General features: G+C 73.1%; 12 protein-coding genes. 6 read left to right on the forward strand and 6 right to left on the reverse strand.

The features are described from left to right. Positions 1-665 precede the first annotated feature (665 nt). On the reverse strand, positions 666-3,197 hold the full coding sequence (locus tag ACFVHV_RS12390; RefSeq protein WP_380351020.1) for a collagenase: 2,532 nt from the start codon (positions 3,195-3,197) through the stop codon (positions 666-668). A 27-nt stretch (positions 3,198-3,224) separates the two neighbouring features. Further along, positions 3,225-3,521: a hypothetical protein gene (locus ACFVHV_RS12395; RefSeq protein ID WP_380351022.1), complete on the reverse strand. Its 297-nt coding sequence runs from the start codon at positions 3,519-3,521 to the stop codon at positions 3,225-3,227. A gap of 288 nt (positions 3,522-3,809) precedes the next feature. Between ACFVHV_RS12395 and ACFVHV_RS12400 the strand changes: the two genes are divergently transcribed. The 6 genes from ACFVHV_RS12400 to ACFVHV_RS12425 all read left to right on the forward strand — a co-directional run bounded on the left by ACFVHV_RS12400 (position 3,810) and on the right by ACFVHV_RS12425 (position 12,103). Beyond that, entirely contained in the window at positions 3,810-4,793 is a 984-nt protein-coding gene (locus ACFVHV_RS12400; RefSeq protein ID WP_380351023.1) for an alpha/beta hydrolase-fold protein, read from the forward strand. Positions 4,794-4,804: 11 nt separating this feature from the next. Next, complete coding sequence (locus tag ACFVHV_RS12405) at positions 4,805-6,328, forward strand: peptidoglycan DD-metalloendopeptidase family protein (protein WP_380351025.1); 1,524 nt, start codon at positions 4,805-4,807, stop codon at positions 6,326-6,328. A gap of 59 nt (positions 6,329-6,387) precedes the next feature. Continuing rightward, positions 6,388-7,776 (forward strand): hypothetical protein, encoded by a 1,389-nt coding sequence (locus ACFVHV_RS12410; protein WP_380351069.1) that lies wholly within the window; start codon positions 6,388-6,390, stop codon positions 7,774-7,776. A 29-nt stretch (positions 7,777-7,805) separates the two neighbouring features. After that, positions 7,806-9,848, forward strand: coding sequence for a glycosyl hydrolase family 32 (locus tag ACFVHV_RS12415; protein ID WP_380351027.1), 2,043 nt, complete (start codon positions 7,806-7,808; stop codon positions 9,846-9,848). A 140-nt stretch (positions 9,849-9,988) separates the two neighbouring features. Continuing rightward, positions 9,989-10,750, forward strand: a complete 762-nt coding sequence (locus ACFVHV_RS12420; RefSeq protein WP_359903834.1) for a serine/threonine protein kinase — start codon at positions 9,989-9,991, stop codon at positions 10,748-10,750. Positions 10,751-10,762: 12 nt separating this feature from the next. Then, positions 10,763-12,103: a serine/threonine-protein kinase gene (locus ACFVHV_RS12425; RefSeq protein WP_359903837.1), complete on the forward strand. Its 1,341-nt coding sequence runs from the start codon at positions 10,763-10,765 to the stop codon at positions 12,101-12,103. Positions 12,104-12,490: 387 nt separating this feature from the next. Here ACFVHV_RS12425 and ACFVHV_RS12430 read toward each other — a convergent pair whose 3' ends face one another. The 4 genes from ACFVHV_RS12430 to ACFVHV_RS12445 form a co-directional block, all read right to left on the reverse strand. Further along, positions 12,491-12,997 (reverse strand): diadenosine tetraphosphate hydrolase, encoded by a 507-nt coding sequence (locus tag ACFVHV_RS12430; RefSeq protein ID WP_380351029.1) that lies wholly within the window; start codon positions 12,995-12,997, stop codon positions 12,491-12,493. 199 nt (positions 12,998-13,196) lie between these two features. Next, the gene (locus ACFVHV_RS12435; protein ID WP_380351031.1) at positions 13,197-14,984 is read right to left on the reverse strand and encodes a glycoside hydrolase family 3 protein; all 1,788 of its coding nucleotides are present in this window, start codon (positions 14,982-14,984) and stop codon (positions 13,197-13,199) included. After that, complete coding sequence (locus tag ACFVHV_RS12440) at positions 14,981-15,799, reverse strand: tyrosine-protein phosphatase (RefSeq protein WP_380351033.1); 819 nt, start codon at positions 15,797-15,799, stop codon at positions 14,981-14,983. Before ACFVHV_RS12440 ends, ACFVHV_RS12435 begins: the two co-directional genes overlap by 4 nt. 198 nt (positions 15,800-15,997) lie before the next feature. Next, the gene (locus ACFVHV_RS12445) at positions 15,998-16,609 is read right to left on the reverse strand and encodes a TetR family transcriptional regulator (RefSeq protein WP_359903848.1); all 612 of its coding nucleotides are present in this window, start codon (positions 16,607-16,609) and stop codon (positions 15,998-16,000) included. Between the last annotated feature and the right edge of the window lie 119 nt (positions 16,610-16,728).

Raw genomic sequence — 16,728 nt, forward strand, 5'->3', positions numbered from 1 at the left:
CGACATCGGCATGCCGGTGGGGCTGACCTTCGCGGGCCGCGCCTACGACGACAACCTGCTGCTCCAGCTCGCCGCCGCCTTCGAGACGACCGGGCGCCGCCGCACGGAACCGCCGCGCACCCCGCGCCTTCCGGCCGGCTGACGGACCGCCAGGGAGCCGAGGGTTCGCGGGTTCACGCCCACCCGACCGCGATTTCACAGACCGAAGAGGCCGTTTCCACCAGCAGGTGGAGGCGGCCTCTCCGGCTCTTCGCTCCATCGGCGGGTCGGTTCGGAACCTTGAGCCGAGTCGCAGGTGGTGGCGCCGTCGGCGCCCACCTCCGCACCGACGGACCCGCTTCGAGACCCCCGCCGCGGTCACCAGCCCCGCCCAGCGCCTTGAGGACTTCCAGCACACCGTCCTCGGCGACCTGCTCACGCGCTCGCTGCTGCTCGCCGCCTTCACCGTCGTCGCCGCGCTGCTCGCCTGGGTGGATCGGCCGACGGTCACTGCAGCGCCTCGGCCAGGGCACGGCGACGGCCCGGCGGATCAGCGCGGCCCCGCTCACCCTGGCCCGCGGCGAGATCGAAGACCTGACACCGCACCCCGTCGACCTGGCCGAACGCGGCCGCGAACGCCCCCGTCCGGTGTTGCGGCGGGGATGTTCGCGCCGGTGTGCCGGGGGTCAGTACTGGGTGGTGACGGTGACGCCGTTGAACGCGGTCTTGCCGTAGAGGGTGATGTAGCGGTAGCCGGCGGTGGTGTTGGTGACGGTGATGCTCTGAGCGCCGGTGCTCTTGGTGGAGGAGGCGGTGTGGGCGGTGTTCGAGGCCCAGGTGTCGGCGCTGTAGTACAGGTAGGCCGTGCCGGTGCCGCCGGTGGTGGTGACGTTGAGGGTCACGGTGCCGGCGGGCATGTAGATGTACAGCTTGTCCTGCTCGCCCGCGGCGGCGGACCGGTCGGTCCGGAAGCAGTTGCGGTCCATGGCCCGCGAGTCGGCCCCGGTGCAGGCGGTGGGAGCGGCGGGGGCCGCGACCGTGACGGACTTGGCCGCGGTGGCGGTCTTCCCGTTGCTGTCGGTGACGGTCACGGTGACGGTGTAAGTGCCGGGCGTGGCGTACGTCTTCCACGGAGCGGTTTCCGTGGAGGTGGTGCCGTCGCCGAAGTTCCAGGTGCGGGAGGTGATGGTGCCCTTGCCGCCGGTCACCGTGGAGCGGTCGGTCAGCTGCGCGGTCAGGCCGGTGACGGTGCTGTCGAAGGCGGCGGTCGGCGTGCCCGCGCTCAGGCACGTGTCGGTGGCGCAGGTGTCGAGCCAGGTGTTGAAGCCGGCGTCGTAGGCGGAGCCGATGCCGTTGTAGTAGGCGTAACCGCGGGCGTAGTCGCCGGTGCGGAAGTAGTGGAGCATGCCCTGGACGACGCTCGGGTACCGCTCGATCATGTGGCGGGCGGCGAGGTAGCCCCAGTGGTAGACGCGGGTGGAGTCGCTGTTGAGGTAGGTGCTCTGGAGCAGGGTGCTGAGCGGGTAGGTGTGCTTGGGGGCCTGGATCACCGCGTTGGTGTCGGTGACGCCGCGGTAGGTGTAGGAGACGTACTCGGCGACGCCCTCGATCCACCACAGGTCGGGGACGCTGGTCTGCTGGGTGAAGCCGCCCTTGAGGTTGTAACGGGCGTCCAGGACGTGGGCGTACTCGTGGTTGAGGTTCCAGATCCGGGCGGTGAAGCCGTTGTCGGTGGGGTGCCGGTACATGATGGTGACGGGCTGGTTGGCCGGGTCGGTCGGTGTCCCGGTGAGGGTGATGCCGCCGTTGTTGGTGTTGGCGCCGTAGATCGCTCCGGCGTAGGTCTGGTAGTTCGCCTTGTCGGCGAACACGGCGATCTGCACGGACGACTCGTACTGGCCGGGTATGGGGCCGTTGTCGCGGACGAGGTTGTGGAAGAAGGCGTCCTCGCCCTTGAGGTCGGCGCAGACGGCGGCGAGGTCTGCCGGGGTGAGGTCCTGGGCCAGGATGGTCCGGGTGGCATCACAGGTGTGGCGGACCGGCAGCGACGCCGCGATCAGCCGCTTGTTCAGGTCGCAGATGCCGTAGGTGGAGCACTGGTCCGGGTCGAGGTAGTCGGCCATGCTCGCGGTGGAGACCCACAGCGGGGCGGTCGGGCCGGTGATCGACGATCCGTCGAGGAGTGCCTTGACCAGCGGCCGCACCTTGCCCTGGAAGGCCGGGTACTTGACGAAGCGGGTGAGCACGCGGGCGGCGTTGGCGTCCAGGACCGCGTTGTCGGTGCCGAGCAGGGCCCGGTGCTTGAGGGTGAAATCGTTCAGGGTGTCGATGATGCTCGGGTCCGCGGAGACGGCGGCGAGGAAGTCCGGGTTGTTGTCGTGGCCTCGGTCCAGCGGGGTGAAGACGCTGTTGACGAGGGTGACCATGCTCCTGGAGCCGTCGTACGAGCTGTTGTAGCCGTTCAGCACCTGCCTGTAGGTGCTGAGGTAGCGGGCCTGCAGCTTGGCGCTGTCGGTGAGGATGACGACGTCGTTCGCGACCTCGCCGTTCGCGTCGGTGACGTCGGTGAAGTGCGGGCCGGCGACGAACGCGTCGATGCCGCGGGCCACCGCGTCGGTGAGCGACTTGTCGAAGCCCGGGATGCACTGGGGGTCGTTGGACTGCACGTAGTAGCCCGCGCGCAGGAACAGGACGAGCTGCCACGCGCTCGTCGAGTTGTCCCCGGGGTAGGTGGCGGCGGCGTCCCGGAAGGCGTCGGCGATCGTCGCCATCTGGCTCTGGCGGAACACCGCCGAGGCCTCCGAGCCGGAGGTGTAGAACAGGGAGCCGATGCACTTGGGCGCCGAAGCCTTGACGAAGGAGACGAGCGCGGCACCGGAGCGGGCGCTGAAGTCGGCCGGGGTGCACGACTGGGCGACCGGCGGGGCCGCGGACAGCGCCTGCGGTGAGGCCTTCGCCGAGGCGGTTGCGGAGGAAGCGGACTCGGGCGAGACGGGCAGCCCGAGCGGCGGGAGCTGCTCGGGCGTCAGCCGGCGGCTCTGCGGTGCGCCGTGCTCCGAGGGGTCCGTCGCGGCGGCGCCGGTGGGCGGCAGGAAGCCGGCCGGGGCCCGCTGGGTACGGGAGGCGGCCTCGGCGGTGGGGGTGGCAGCCAGGCTGGGACCGGCGGCCAGGCCGAGGAGAGCCGTGCCCGCCGCGATCGCGGCGAGCAGTCTGGGCATGCGTGAGGGCAGGCGCAACGTCGTTCCTTAGTGGGGGGAAGGCAGACGGGCGCGCAGCAGGCGGGGGAAGGGGGAGGCGGCTGGGGCGCGTCGAACGCATGCTCTCACGGCCCCTGACATGCCATCAATAGGGCGTGACATGTCACATCTCGCAATGGGGCAAGCATGGCGCTTGAGCGGAGCCACCCCGACTCGCCGACGCAGATCACGAAGTGCCTTCTCCGACGGCTGCGGCACCCCGGCGGCCAGTCCGGCCGGGATCTTTCCCCACAGCAGTCCGGTGCCCAGATGCTCGAACGTTCCGAGTGCGAGCACGAAGTCCACCTCGACGCGAGAGGGGGCGCCGACGTCGTCACTCGCGCGCTCCGATCTCGCTCCAGTACTGCATCCACCAACTCGGATGGGATGACCTGGGTCAGTTCACCGATATGACCGGGCGAGAACACGCTCCTCGAGTCCGGACAACAGCCCCTCAGTCTCCACGCCCGGAGCCGTCGCTGTCAGTCCGTATGGTTCCGGGTTCCCAGGCCCTGCGGCGCGTGGCTACCGTCCGGACCGTCGGAGTTCCGGCGGTCCGGACGGGCCGCCATCACGCGCCTTCAGGAGGTCACGGTGACCGCGAACAACCCCACCCGCAGGAGCATCCTCAAGTCCGCCGGCGGGCTCGGCGCCGCGCTGGCGTTCGGCGGCGCGAGCGTCCTCGCGACTGCCTCTGCCGCTCGCGCGGCCGACGACGGCTTCGGCCTGCACATCTCCGACCGCAACGAGGGCGACGCCCGGATGTGGTACTACCGCTTCCGGACCGCCGAGATCGGCTGGGAGCCGGCCGTCAACGTGCTGCTTCCCGACGACTACCACACCAGCGGCCGCACCTACCCGGTGCTCTACCTGCTGCACGGCGGCCTCCAGGACTTCATCGAGTTCGACCGCCGGGGTGTCCGCGACTGGACCATCGGCAAGCCGCTGATCGTCGTGATGCCCGACGGCGGGCAGGCCGGCTGGTACTCCAACCCGGTCAGCACCAACGTCGGCCCCCGCAACTGGGAGTCCTTCCACATCAATCAGCTGATCCCCTGGGTCGACGCCAACTTCCGCACCTTCGCCGAGCCCGAGGGCCGCGCCGTCTCCGGCTTCTCCATGGGCGGCTTCGGCGCCCTGAAGTACGCCGCCAAGTACTGGGGTCACTTCGCCTCGGTCAGCGCCCACTCCGGCCCGGCCAGCCTGCGCCTCCACAGCGGCGCGCTCGCGCACTGGGCCAACGTCTCCTCCGCCGTGCAGGACCTGGCCGGCGGCAGCATCTACGGCATGCCGCTGTGGGACCAGGCCAGGGTGACCGCCGACAACCCGGTCGAGCGCCTGGAGAGCTACCGCAACAAGCGGATCTTCCTGGTCGCCGGCACCAGCCCCGACCCGACCAACCCCTTCGACACCTTCAACGAGACCGAAGTGCTGGCCGGCCAGCGGGAGTTCCGCGCCCTGCTCGACGGCGCCGGCATCCCCTACGAGGCCCACGAGGAGTCGGGCGGCCACTTCATCCGCCCGGACATGATGCAGCGCGACATCGACGGCATCATCGGCCGCCTCCGCAAGGCGTGAGGGGCACTTCGATGGTCTCCCTCACCTCGTGGTCGGCCCGGGCCGCGGCCGCCCTGCTGCTGCCGCTCACCGTGCCGGCCGCTCCCGCCGCGGCCGCTCCCGCCCTGGCCGCCGGGTTCGCGGCGGCCTGCCCGGCCCGCGGTCAGATCTCCCAGCACTACTCCCAGGAGCACAACGGCATCGACATCGCCAACGACTACGGCACCCCGATCTACGCGGCCGGCGACGGCAGGGTCGTCCTCTCCGGCACGACGCCCGACTACGGCCAGTGGATCCGCATCCTGCATCCGGACGGGACCATCACCGAGTACGGGCACATGCAGCGGCGGGACGTGTTCGAGGGCGACGACGTGACGGCCGGCCAGCAGATCGCGCTGATGGGCAGCGAGGGCAACTCCACGGGCCCGCACCTGCACCTGCGGGTCTGGGCCGACCCGAACGCGTCCATGCGCACGGACCCGGAGCCCTATCTCGCGGAGCGCGGCGTCACCGTGCCCTGTGTCCCCGGAAGCGGCCCCCGCCCGGCCCCGCTGGTGTATCCGGCGGAGTCCGGCCGGGTGGTCTCGGCCCGGTCCGCGGACGGACGCCTCGAAGTGTTCGCCGCCGGCGCGAACGGCATCTCGCACGCCTGGCAGACCGCGATCAACGGCGCCTGGTCGGAGTGGGAGGACCTCGGCGGCCCCGCCGGCGCGGAACTCGCCATCGGTCCCAACGCGGACGGCCGGCTGGAGGTGTTCGCGATCAACGGCTCCACCCTCCAGCACCGCTACCAGCTCCAGCCCTCCGGCGCCTGGTCCGGCTGGGAGGACTTCGGCACCGGAGGCCACGACATCGCGGTCGGCGCGAACCAGGACGGCCGCCTCGAAGTCTTCGCCTCCGGCCCGGTCGGCGTCTTCCACCGCTACCAGACCGCACCCAACAGCGGCTGGTCCGGCTGGGAGGCCACCGGCGGAGGCCCCGCCAACAGCGAGATCGAACTCGGCAAGGCCCCCGACGGCCGACTCGAAGTGTTCGCCCTCAACGGCACCACCTTCCAGCACCAGTGGCAGACCGCCGTCAACGGCACCTGGTCCGCCTGGGACGACTTCGGCACCGGAGGCCACGACCTCACCGTCAGCCACAACCAGGACGGCCGACTCGAAGCCTTCGCCTCCGGACCCGCCGGCGTCTACCACAAGTACCAGACCGACCCCACCAGTTGGTCCGGCTGGGAAGCCACCGGCGGCCCCGCCGACTCCCGGCTCACCAGCCAGCAGACCGCGGACGGCCGGGTGGAGGTGTTCGCCATCAACGCCAGCACCGCCCAGCACATCTGGCAGACCGGCCTGAACGCCCCGTACGGCCAGTGGGACACCTTCGGCACCGGCGGCACCGAGATCGGCGCCGCCACCAACGCCGACGGCCGGATCGAGGTGTTCGGCTCCAACACCGACGGGATCCACCACAAGTGGCAGACCGGCTTCTCCACCTGGTCCGAATGGGCCTGGCTGAACACCACCCACGGACCCGCCGTCGGCCAAGGAGCCCTCACGTGACCAGAGCGCAACGCACCCTGCTGTCCACGCTCGCCGCGCTGGGCGTGACGGCGGGCCTGATGGTCGCCGCCCCCTCCGCGCCGGCCGCCACCGGCAGCGACCTGTGCGCCGAGGTCGGCTACCGGGCGGGCTTCCGGGGCGAAGCCCTGGTGACCGCGATCGCCGTCGGCCTCGCCGAGTCCAGCTGCAACCCGCTGGCCTCCAACACCCAGGGCAACACCCCGGACACCTCCACCGACCGCGGCCTGTGGGAGATCAACGACCACTGGCACAGCGAGGTCTCCGACGCGTGCGCCTACGACGCCCAGTGCAACGCCGACGCGGCCTACAAGATCTCCAACGGCGGCCTCGACTGGCACCAGTGGTCGACCTACAGCGCGGGCGCGCACCTGCGGCACATGGACGAGGCACGGGCCGCCGTGGACCGGCTCGGCCACCACGAGCCCGGCCCCGCGCCGCTGGAGTATCCGGCGGAGTCCGGCCGGGTGGTCTCGGCCCGGTCCGCGGACGGACGCCTCGAAGTGTTCGCCGCCGGCGCGAACGGCATCTCGCACGCCTGGCAGACCGCGATCAACGGCGGCTGGTCGGAGTGGGAGGACCTCGGCGGCCCCGCCGGCGCGGAACTCGCCATCGGTCCGAACGCCGACGGCCGACTGGAGGTGTTCGCGATCAACGGCACCACCCTCCAGCACCGCTACCAGCTCCAGCCCTCCGGCGCCTGGTCCGGCTGGGAGGACTTCGGCACCGGCGGCCACGACATCGCGGTCGGCACGAACCAGGACGGCCGCCTCGAAGTCTTCGCCTCCGGCCCGGTCGGCGTCTTCCACAGGTACCAGACCGCACCCAACAGCGGCTGGTCCGGCTGGGAGGCCACCGGCGGAGGCCCCGCCAACAGCGAGATCGAACTCGGCAAGGCCCCCGACGGCCGCCTGGAAGTGTTCGCCCTCAACGGCAGCACCTTCCAGCACCAGTGGCAGACCGCCGTCAACGGCACCTGGTCCGCCTGGGACGACTTCGGCACCGGAGGCCACGACCTCACCGTCAGCCACAACCAGGACGGCCGCCTGGAGGTCTTCGCCTCCGGACCCGCCGGCGTCTACCACAAGTACCAGACCGACCCCACCAGTTGGTCCGGCTGGGAAGCCACCGGAGGCCCCGCCGACTCCCGGCTGACCAGTGGACGTTCACCGGACGGCCGGGTGGAGGTGTTCGCCATCAACGGCAGTACGGCGCAGCACATCTGGCAGACCGGCCTCAACGCCCCGTACGGCCAGTGGGACACCTTCGGCACCGGCGGCACCGAGATCGGCGCGGCGAACAACGCCGACGGCCGGATCGAGGTGTTCGGCTCCAACACCGACGGGGTCCACCACAAGTGGCAGACCGGCTTCTCCACCTGGTCCGAATGGGCCTGGCTGAACACCACCCACGGACCCGCCGTCGGCTGACCACGCCGGTAACCCCCTGGAGCACAGCAATGCACCCGATCAGCAGGCGCGGCCTGCTGCGGGCGGCCGGAGCGGGAGCACTCGTGCTCCCGCTCCCGGGCCGCACCGCCTCAGCGGCATCCGCCGGCGCTGCCGAACCGCCCCACCTGTGGGTCGGCGCCGGCCCGTTCGAGCAGGTCTACGACCCCTCCACCACGCACCGCCGCTACCTCAACGACCACACCCTGGTCCGGGCCGGCGGTCGATGGCACCTGTTCAGCATCGTCGGCGACAGCGCACCACCCGGGCAGGCGCCCGACAGCGCCGCCGAGGTCTCGCTCGCGCACGCCTCGGCGTCCTCCCCCGCCGGGCCGTGGAGCAGCCACCCGGACGCGCTGACCGTCGACCCGTCCTACTTCGGCGAGGAGCACCTGTGGGCCCCGCACGTCGTCGAGTCGGGCGGCGTCCACTGGATGTTCTACGCGGCGGGCGGGCGCGCCGGGGCGGCGATCAACGCCGCGACCTCCACCGACCTGTCCACCTGGACCAGGCTGCCGTCCGGGCCGCTGTTCCGCGGGACCGCCGCCCGCGATCCGATGGTGCTGCGGATCGGCGACCAGTGGGTGATGTACTACACCGAGCTGTCCGCCCCCGGCGGGCACCACCAGGTCTGCTACCGGCGCTCCACCGGGCTGCTGACCTGGAGCGAGCCCGGCGTGGCCTTCGCCGACGCGGCCACCGCCGCGGACGGCGTCTCGATCACCGAGTCGCCCTTCGTGGTGGCCCGGGACGGCTGGTACTACCTGTTCCTCGGACCGCGCAACGGCTACGAGGGCACCGACGTCCTCGCCTCCCGCGACCCGTTCCGCTTCTCCCTCGACGGCCGCGCCGGCCATGTGCCGGGCCACGCCGTGGAGGTGGTCACCGACGGGCGGCAGTGGTGGGCGAGCGCCGCCGGCTGGTTCCGGCGCGGCTTGTACCTGGCGCCGCTGGACTGGCGGTCCACCCCGCCGCCCTGGCAGAGCCCGGACAACCCGGTCGCCGCCCCGGACGTCCAGGGCCGGCTGAACGTGTTCGCCCTCGACGCGGCCGACCGGTCGATGCTGCGCCGTGTCCAGACCGACCCGGAATCCGACACCTGGTCGGACTGGGAGGTGTTCGGGACGCCCGCCGGCGCGGTGCCCGTGCTGGGCCGCAACGCCGACGGCCGACTGGAGGTGTTCTCGCTCGCCCCCGACGGCACCGACCTGCACCACCGCGTCCAGCGGACGGACGGCGGCTGGTCGGACTGGGAGGTCTTCGGCGGCCCGGCCGGCGCCGCCCCCGCCGTCGCCCGGAACGCCGACGGCCGGCTGGAGGTCTTCGCCCTCGCCCCCGACGGCGCCCTGATCGCCCGCCGCCGCCAGGCCTCGCCCGGCTCCACCGGCTGGGACGACTGGGACGCGGGCTTCAGCGGCCCGGTGGGCGCTCCGCCGGTCGTCGCCGCCAACGCCGACGGCCGGCTGGAGGTGTTCGTGCTCTCGCCCGGCGGCGCGGCGCTGCTGCACCGCTGGCAGACCTCGGCCGGCGGCGCCTGGTCCGCGTGGGAACGCTTCGGGACGCCCGCCGGGGCCTCGCCGCGGGTGTCCCGCGACGGCACCGGGCGGCTGAACGTCACCGCGATCGCCCCCTCCGGCACGGCCGCCTTCCAGCGCCGCCAGTCGGTGCCCAGCGGCGGCTGGGACGCCTGGCAGCCGCTGCTCGGCTGGTCCACCGCGGCGCCACTGACGATCGCCGGCGCGGACGGCCGGTTGGAGGCCTTTTCCCTCTCCCCCGGCGGCGAGCGGCTGGCCCACCGCTGGCAGTCGGCGCCCGCAGGAGCCTGGGAGCCTGCGGGCGTGTTCGGCGAGGACTTCGGCGAGCCCGGCCCGGTGCTCGCCGCGCCGCCCTCGGCCGCGGCCGACTCCACCGGACGGCTGCACGTCTTCGCGGTGACCGAGGACGGCCGGCTGCGCACCCGCGTTCAGGACCGTCCCGGCGGCGGCTGGCGACCGTGGGCCGCCTTCGGCGACCGCCCGGTGGCACCGCTGCGTCCGGGGGCGCCGATGCTCTGACCGAACACCCGTGCACTCCGCTTCCACCTTGTCAAGTAGCCTGCCGCTCCGGTTTATTGTCGTACGCGAAGAGGTACCGTTCGTCCGTCCGGCAAGAGTCGGCGCGCGACACGGGGAGCGGTGCGCGGGACGGAGGAGCAGTGCGCGGGATTGTCGTCCACCTGCCGGCGGGGAACGGCGGCGACACGGTGACCTTACGACTCGGTCCGGGAGAGCGGGCGCGCTTCGGCCGCGGCTCCGCTCACAGGCCGGTGGAACTGCGCCTCGGCGACGAGTCGGTCTCCCGGCTGGCCGGTGAGATCCACGCGACCGACGACCACTGGCAGTTGAGCAACCTCAGCAACTCCCACGCCTACCTGGTGGAGAACCCGGAGGGCGCCGGCGAATACCTGCGGGTGCCGCCACGGCGGGTCGGCGCGCCGATCCCCTTCGAGTTCTCCCGGGTGGTGCTGCCCTCCCGGCGGGAAACCCCGCTGTCCTTCCAGGTGTTCGCGCCCGACCACGTCTACCTGGACCTGGACGCCCGCGGCGGCTCCTGGGAGAGCCGCACCATGACGGCGTACTCGCTGGACGAGACCGCCACCTACTTCCTGGTCCTGGTCGCGCTCTGCGAACCATGGCTGCGCGACCACTCCCTCGCCACCGTGCCCACCACCCCGCAGGTGGTCGCGCGGTTGCACGGCCACCCCTCCTGCGCCCGCCTCACCGCCCGCGCGGTCAGCTCGCACCTCGACTATCTCGCCGCCGAGAAGCTCCGCATCGACCTGCCCGACGGCGACCGCGCGGACCGCCGCGGCGGCAAACGCGAGGCCGTGGTGGGGCTCGCCCTGAAGTTCGGCATCGTCCGCGAGGAGCACCTCGTGCTCCTGCCGGACCCCGGACCCGGCCGGTCCGGACGGTAGGGAGGGCCGGCCATGCCGCAGAACCCAGCCTTCCCCGGGGACGGCGAGGAACTGCTGCCGACCGGCCACCGGGTCGGAGAGTGGACCGTCACCGGGCTGATCGGTGAGGGCGGCTGGGCGACGGTATACGCCGCCCACCGGGCCGACGGCGGGGGCGGGGCGGATGACACGGTCGCCCTCAAGGTGCTGCTGACCGCCGGACTCGCGCCCCGCCAGGCCCGCCAGGTCGCCGAAGCCGCCCGGCGCGAAGCCGAGTTGGGCCGTACCGCCCCGCACCCCCGGCTGGTGCGGCTGCTCGATGCCATCGTCCTGGCCGCCCCTGACCAGCCCTCGCTCGACGGCGCGATCGTCCTGGTCATGGAACGCGCCCGGTGCACCCTGCGCGACCTGCTCGCCATCGGCATCGACGAGGCCGACGGCGCCAGGATCGTCACCGGCATCTGCGAGGGCCTGGCCCACCTGCACCGCTCCGGCTGGGTCCACACCGACCTCAAGCCGGAGAACGTCCTCATCGGCGCGGACGGAGAGGTCCGCCTCTCCGACTTCGGCCTCGCCATCGAACTCACCGGCACCCACGGCCACGGCTCCCCGATGGGCACCCCCGACTACCTCCCGCCGGAACGCTGGAAGGAACCACTCGGCGAACACGGCGTCAAAGTCCGTACCACCGCTGACATCTGGGCGCTCGGCATCGTGATCCACGAGGTCTTCGCCGCCGGCGGCCGGCCGTTCCCCGGCGCCACCTCCGCCGCCCGCTGCGCCGCCACCCAGCAGTACGCGGAAGGCCGCGCCGCCCTGCGGCTGGCCGCCGCCGTCCCCCCGTTCTGGCGCGCCCTGGCCGCCGACTGTCTCGCCCCCACCCACGCCGCCCGCGCCCCGCACACCGCCGAGAGCCTGCTCGCCCGCATCCGCGCCCACCGCCCCGGGCGGCGCGCGCGCCGCCCGACCCCTCGCCCTCGCACCGCTCTGCTGGCCCTGGCCTCCTGCGCCACGGTCGCCGTCACCGGCACTGCCCTCTGGCCGCACCCGGGACCGTCCGGACAGCCCGCCCACATCCGGGTCTTCAACACCGAACGCGGCTGTCAGGACCGCACCGACCGCGACCCCCAGTGCAGCCTCGGCCTCGCCGTCGACCCCCTGCGCCCCTACACCGCCGACAACGTCGTCCCCGTGCGGGTCTGGCACAACGACACCCTCGACGCCGACTGCCAACTCCCGACCGGCCTCCCCGTCATCAACGAGGAGGACCTCGTCTCCACCCTCTGGTACCGCATCCGCCTGCCGGGACCCACCACCGCCTGGCTCCCCGCCGTCCGCACCAGGGACCGTCCGGCGCTGCTCCGCTGCCTGTGACCGCCGCCGGCGCGGCTACCGTCCGCGCAGGGACACCCCGAAGCTCAATAGCGCCGGCTTCGGCCGCGAGGTCACCCGGGCGCTGCGCATCCTCGACCCGCCGCTGCTCTGGCGGCTGCTTCTGCGCCCCACCAAGGGGAACGCGCAGCTCGCGGAGCGTACCCTCTGCCACGATCCGGACTTCGCGACCCCCGAACGGACAGCCGCGGCACTCACTCTCGCCCGCCGCGGAGAAGTGGCCGGGGCCGGCGACGCGGGCCGGAGCGACGAGGGCCGGCGGCGGCCGGGCCGGCGGGTCGAAGCGTGCTGCGGTGCGCTCTGCCGTGTCGGCGACTCACGGCCACCGCTCGTCGCCCAGCGGCATGCCGTCGGTCCCAGGGTTGGATCTCACGCTCGCCCCCTGTCCTCCGGACGTCCCGCCGGCGCGGACAAGCCGTCGAGCTCGCGCCCGATCGCCTCCCGCAGTCCGTCGTGCTCCGGTCCGAGCGCGCTCGCGGGATCGCGCCAGTTCTCCGCGGGATACAGCCACACCGGGCGGCGGACGAGCTCCGGGCTCTCCCATTCGAACCGCGGCCACACGTGCGCGTGCAGGAAGTTGTCGGTGTTGCCGAGGATCTCCAGGTTCACGCGCCGGAACTCCGGGTCCAGCCGCCGGCAGACCCGCTCCACGGCCTCACCCAGCCGGTCCATGTCCGCCAGGAAAGCCGTTCGTTTGCCGCGCGGGAGATCGGACAGCCGCTGCACACCGGGCTCGTCCACCAGCAGGACCGAGTAGCCGGGCAGGAACTGCACGTCGCCGATCACCGCGAAGCCGGCGTCGAGCCGCCGGAGCACCGTGGGGTTCGTGCCTTTCAGCGCGCTGCCGATCCTGTCGCCCCGCCAGTCCTTCACCATGACACCGCACCCCGTACAAGCGTGACCGGGCAGGCCCGGCCCAATGATGGTCGCCGGTCGCTCACCCGGCTCCGTGCCATGTTCGCATCCGGCCGAGGTGAACCTCGGCGTCGGCCGGGATCGGAAGGGACTCGACGCTGCTGACCGAGCGCCGGCATACGAGGCCCCGCCCCGGGGGCGCTCCCCGGGGCGGGGTGGGTCAGCTTCCGGCGGGGGCGCGGTGGCCGTGGCGGAAGAGCGGGGCGCGGGTGTCGAAGGGGACGTCCTCGCGGGAGGCGGCGACGGCGGCGTCGGAGGCGGGCAGGTCGAACGGGAGGGTCGCGGTCATCGGGGCGCGGCCGAGGGCGGCGTCCAGGACGACCTCGTCCGCGGCGCCGAACTCCCCGATCAGCAGGGCCGCGTGCGGGGCCAGCGGGGTGAGGACGGCGGGCCGTTCCAGCTGGGCGGCGAAGACCGTGGGGACGGCGGCGGCCAGGGCGGTGAGCCGCTCGGCCTCGGCCGCCTCGAACTCCAGCGAACCGCTGTGGAAGTGCTGTTCGAGCATGCCCTCGCGCCGCTCGTACGGGGTGGCGAGGCGGACGACGGCCAGGTCGGCCTGCTCGGGTTGCTCGACGAGGGTGCCGTACCCGGCGGCGACCTGCGGGTCGACGCCCTCGACGTAGAGCCGGGTGGCGGCGGTGGCCGTACGCGGCTCGCCGGCCAGGTGGACCACGGAGCGGCGCTGGACCTCGCGGCCGAGCGCCCGGCCCTCCGGGGTGCCGACCAGTTCGGCGGCGGCCTCCACGTCGACGTACGGGTCGTCGAAGAGGCCGAGGCGGAACTTGTCGCGCAGGATGCGGCGGGCCGACTCGTCGAGCCGGGCCTCGGTGACGGCGCCGGAGCGGACGGCGGCCAGGATCAGCTCCGGGTCGGTCTCGCCGCCGAGCTGGTCGGCGCCCGCGTCGAGGGTGAGCACGACCTGCTCGGCGACGGACAGCTCCTCGACGCCCCAGTGCCGCGGCGGCAGGGTGACCACGCCGGGGACGCTCATGCCGGTGATGGCGTTGAAGTCGGTGCAGACCACGCCGTCGAAGCCGTAACGCCCGCGCAGCAGGCCGGTGATGACGTCCCGGTTGAAGTTGGCGCCGACCTCGGCGAGGCCGCTGCCGGAGGGGATCGCGTAGGCGGGCATGATCTGCGCGGTGCCCGCGGCGAAGGCCGCCTCGAAGGGGCGCAGGTGGGTCTCCAACTCGCCACCGGGGTAGACCAGTCGGCGCCCCGCGGCGAAGTGCGAGTCCTCGCCGCCGGCCTGCGGGCCGCCGCCGGGGAAGTGCTTGGTCATGCAGGCGACGCTGTCCGGGCCGATCCGCTCGCCCTGGAGGCCCTCGATGTAGGCGGTGATCATGCGCGAGGCGCGCTCCGGGTCCTCCCCGAAGGTGCCGCTGATCCGGGCCCAGCGGGGCTCGGTGGCGAGGTCGGCCATCGGGTGGATGGCGACCCGGATGCCGACGGCGCACAGCTCGCGGCGGATCAGGTCGGCATAGCGGCGCACCAGTTCGGGGTCGTCGGTGGCGGCGAGGCCGATCGGCTCGGGGCCGGTGCTGAAGCCGCCGCCGGTGTGGGCGGTGGCCGGGTTGGCGGTGAAGCCGTGCCGGGGGTCGGAGGAGAGGGTGACCGGGATGCCCAGCCGGGCGGCCGCGGCGAGGTCCTGGACGTGGTTGTTCCACGCGGCCATCGCGCGCGGGTCGGGGACGGCCATCATGGCGAAGTGGGTGAGGCCGCGTTCGGTGATCAGGTCGGCGCCGGAGGGGAACGGCGGGTGCTCGCCGGGGAGCATCCGGCCGTGCAGCATCAGCACGGCCTTCTCCTCCACGGTCATCCGGCCGAGGAGGTCCTCGACCCGCTCCTCGACGGGCAGCCGCGGGTCCTCGTAGGGCTCCATGGTGCCGTTGTGGTTGAGGTCCCGGAAGGGCGTGCCGTCGGTGTGGTGCAGCAGGGTCGTCGTCATGCCGTCACCTCGGCGGCGTTCGACACGGCGGTACGGACGGCGGTCGCGGTGCGGGCCGTGGTCGCGGCACCGGCGGCGGCCTCGGTACCCGCGGTGGCCTTGGCGTGGAAGGCGTCCAGGGTTTCCGCGGTGACCCCGCAGACGGCCAGGAAGGCGGCGGCGCCGCCGTGCTTGGTGCGGACCAGGTCGAGGAAGGCGCTCATCGCTCCGGCGGGGGCCTCCAGCAGCGGGGCGGGGACGACCAGTCGGCCGGCCTCGACCTCGTTGAGAGCGGCGCGGTTGCGGTCGGCGAGCCCGGCCCAGATCTGCTGGATCGCCTCGTTGGTGCGGGCGTAGTCGGCGACGATCTCCTCGGCGGGCACCCCGAGCAGTTCCAGCAGCAGCGCGGTGAGCAGCCCGGTGCGGTCCTTGCCTGCGGCGCAGTGCACCAGCACCCCGCCGGGGCGGGCGGTGGCCTCGACGGCGGCGGCCAGGGCCTGCGGCGCGGACTCGGCCATCAGCAGGTAGAAGGCGCCGAGGTCCGCGGCGGTGGTCATGGTCCGCATGGCCTGGGCCAGTTCGTCGTTGGTGGGCTCGATCCGGGCGGCGACGACGGCGATGCCGGCGGCCTCGGCGGCGGCCCAGTCCTCGGGGCTGCTCTCGGCCTCGCCCCGGAGGTCGACGACGGTGGTGACGCCGTGCTCGCGCAGCTGGGCGACGACGTCCGCGTCGGCGGCGGGGAAGGGCTGGGCGGAGCGGAACAGGGCGCCGGGACGGATCCAGCGGCCCGCGGGGTCGGCGAGCACGGCGGGGTCGCGGAAGTTGACCAGGGACATGCGGGGGCCTTTCGGGATGTGCGAAGGGTCTTGCGAGGGGCGTGACGAAGGGTGTGGCGAAGGCGCGGGGCAGCACCGCACGAGGGGTGACGTGGGGGTGCGGAGGGGGGAGTTGGGCGTGCGGTGCCGTCCGGGCGGCCGGCGGCACGCCCGGGGACGGGAACGGGAACGGTGACGGTGACGGTGACGGGGCTCGGGTCAGCCCGCCGCGGCGAGCACGTCCCGGTAGGCCTTGACCCAGCCGGCCAGCGTGCCGCTCTCCTGGCCGATCAGGATGTGGCGCCGCACCATGCCGCCGAACATCGCGCCGAACGCGGTCGGGCGCAGATCGGTCTCCGGGTCGGTGTCCGGGTCGGTGCCGAGCCGCTCGGTGGCGATGGTGACGGTGTGTTCGATGAAGGCGTCGATGACGACCAGGGCGTAGTTGTGGACGGAGTGCACTTCGAGCAGGCCCCTGCGCAGCCGCCGGCGGCGCTCGGTGTGCTCGACGGGCTCCTCCAGCTGTCCGCCGGTGACGGTCAGCGCGTGTTCGAGCGCGGCCCAGAGCGGGAGTTCGGCGGGGGCGGCGGCGAAGGCGTCGAGGACGACGTGGCCGAAGTCCCAGCCGAACAGCAGGGCTTCCTTGGCCGGGTAGTAGCGGAAGAAGGTGCGGTGGGCGACGTCGGCGCGGCGGCAGATCTGGTCCACGGTGGTGCGTTCGTAGCCCTGCTCCTCGAAGAGGTCGAGCGCCGCGGAGCGGATGCTGTCGCGGGTGCGCGCCTTCTTGCGGTCGCGCATGCCCGGCTCCGCCGCGGTGTCCGTCCCCTGCATCGTTCTTCCGCTCCTGTTCGGTGAGTTGGGTGTCCGAGCCGGCCCGAGTCGGTTCCGAGTCGGTCTGTTCCGGTCCCGGGCGAGTGCCCGGTCCGGTCCCGGGCGAGTGCCCGGTCCGG

The organism is Kitasatospora sp. NPDC127116 (genome assembly GCF_042677365.1).
Classification (GTDB): Bacteria; Actinomycetota; Actinomycetes; order Streptomycetales; family Streptomycetaceae; genus Kitasatospora; species Kitasatospora lactacystinica.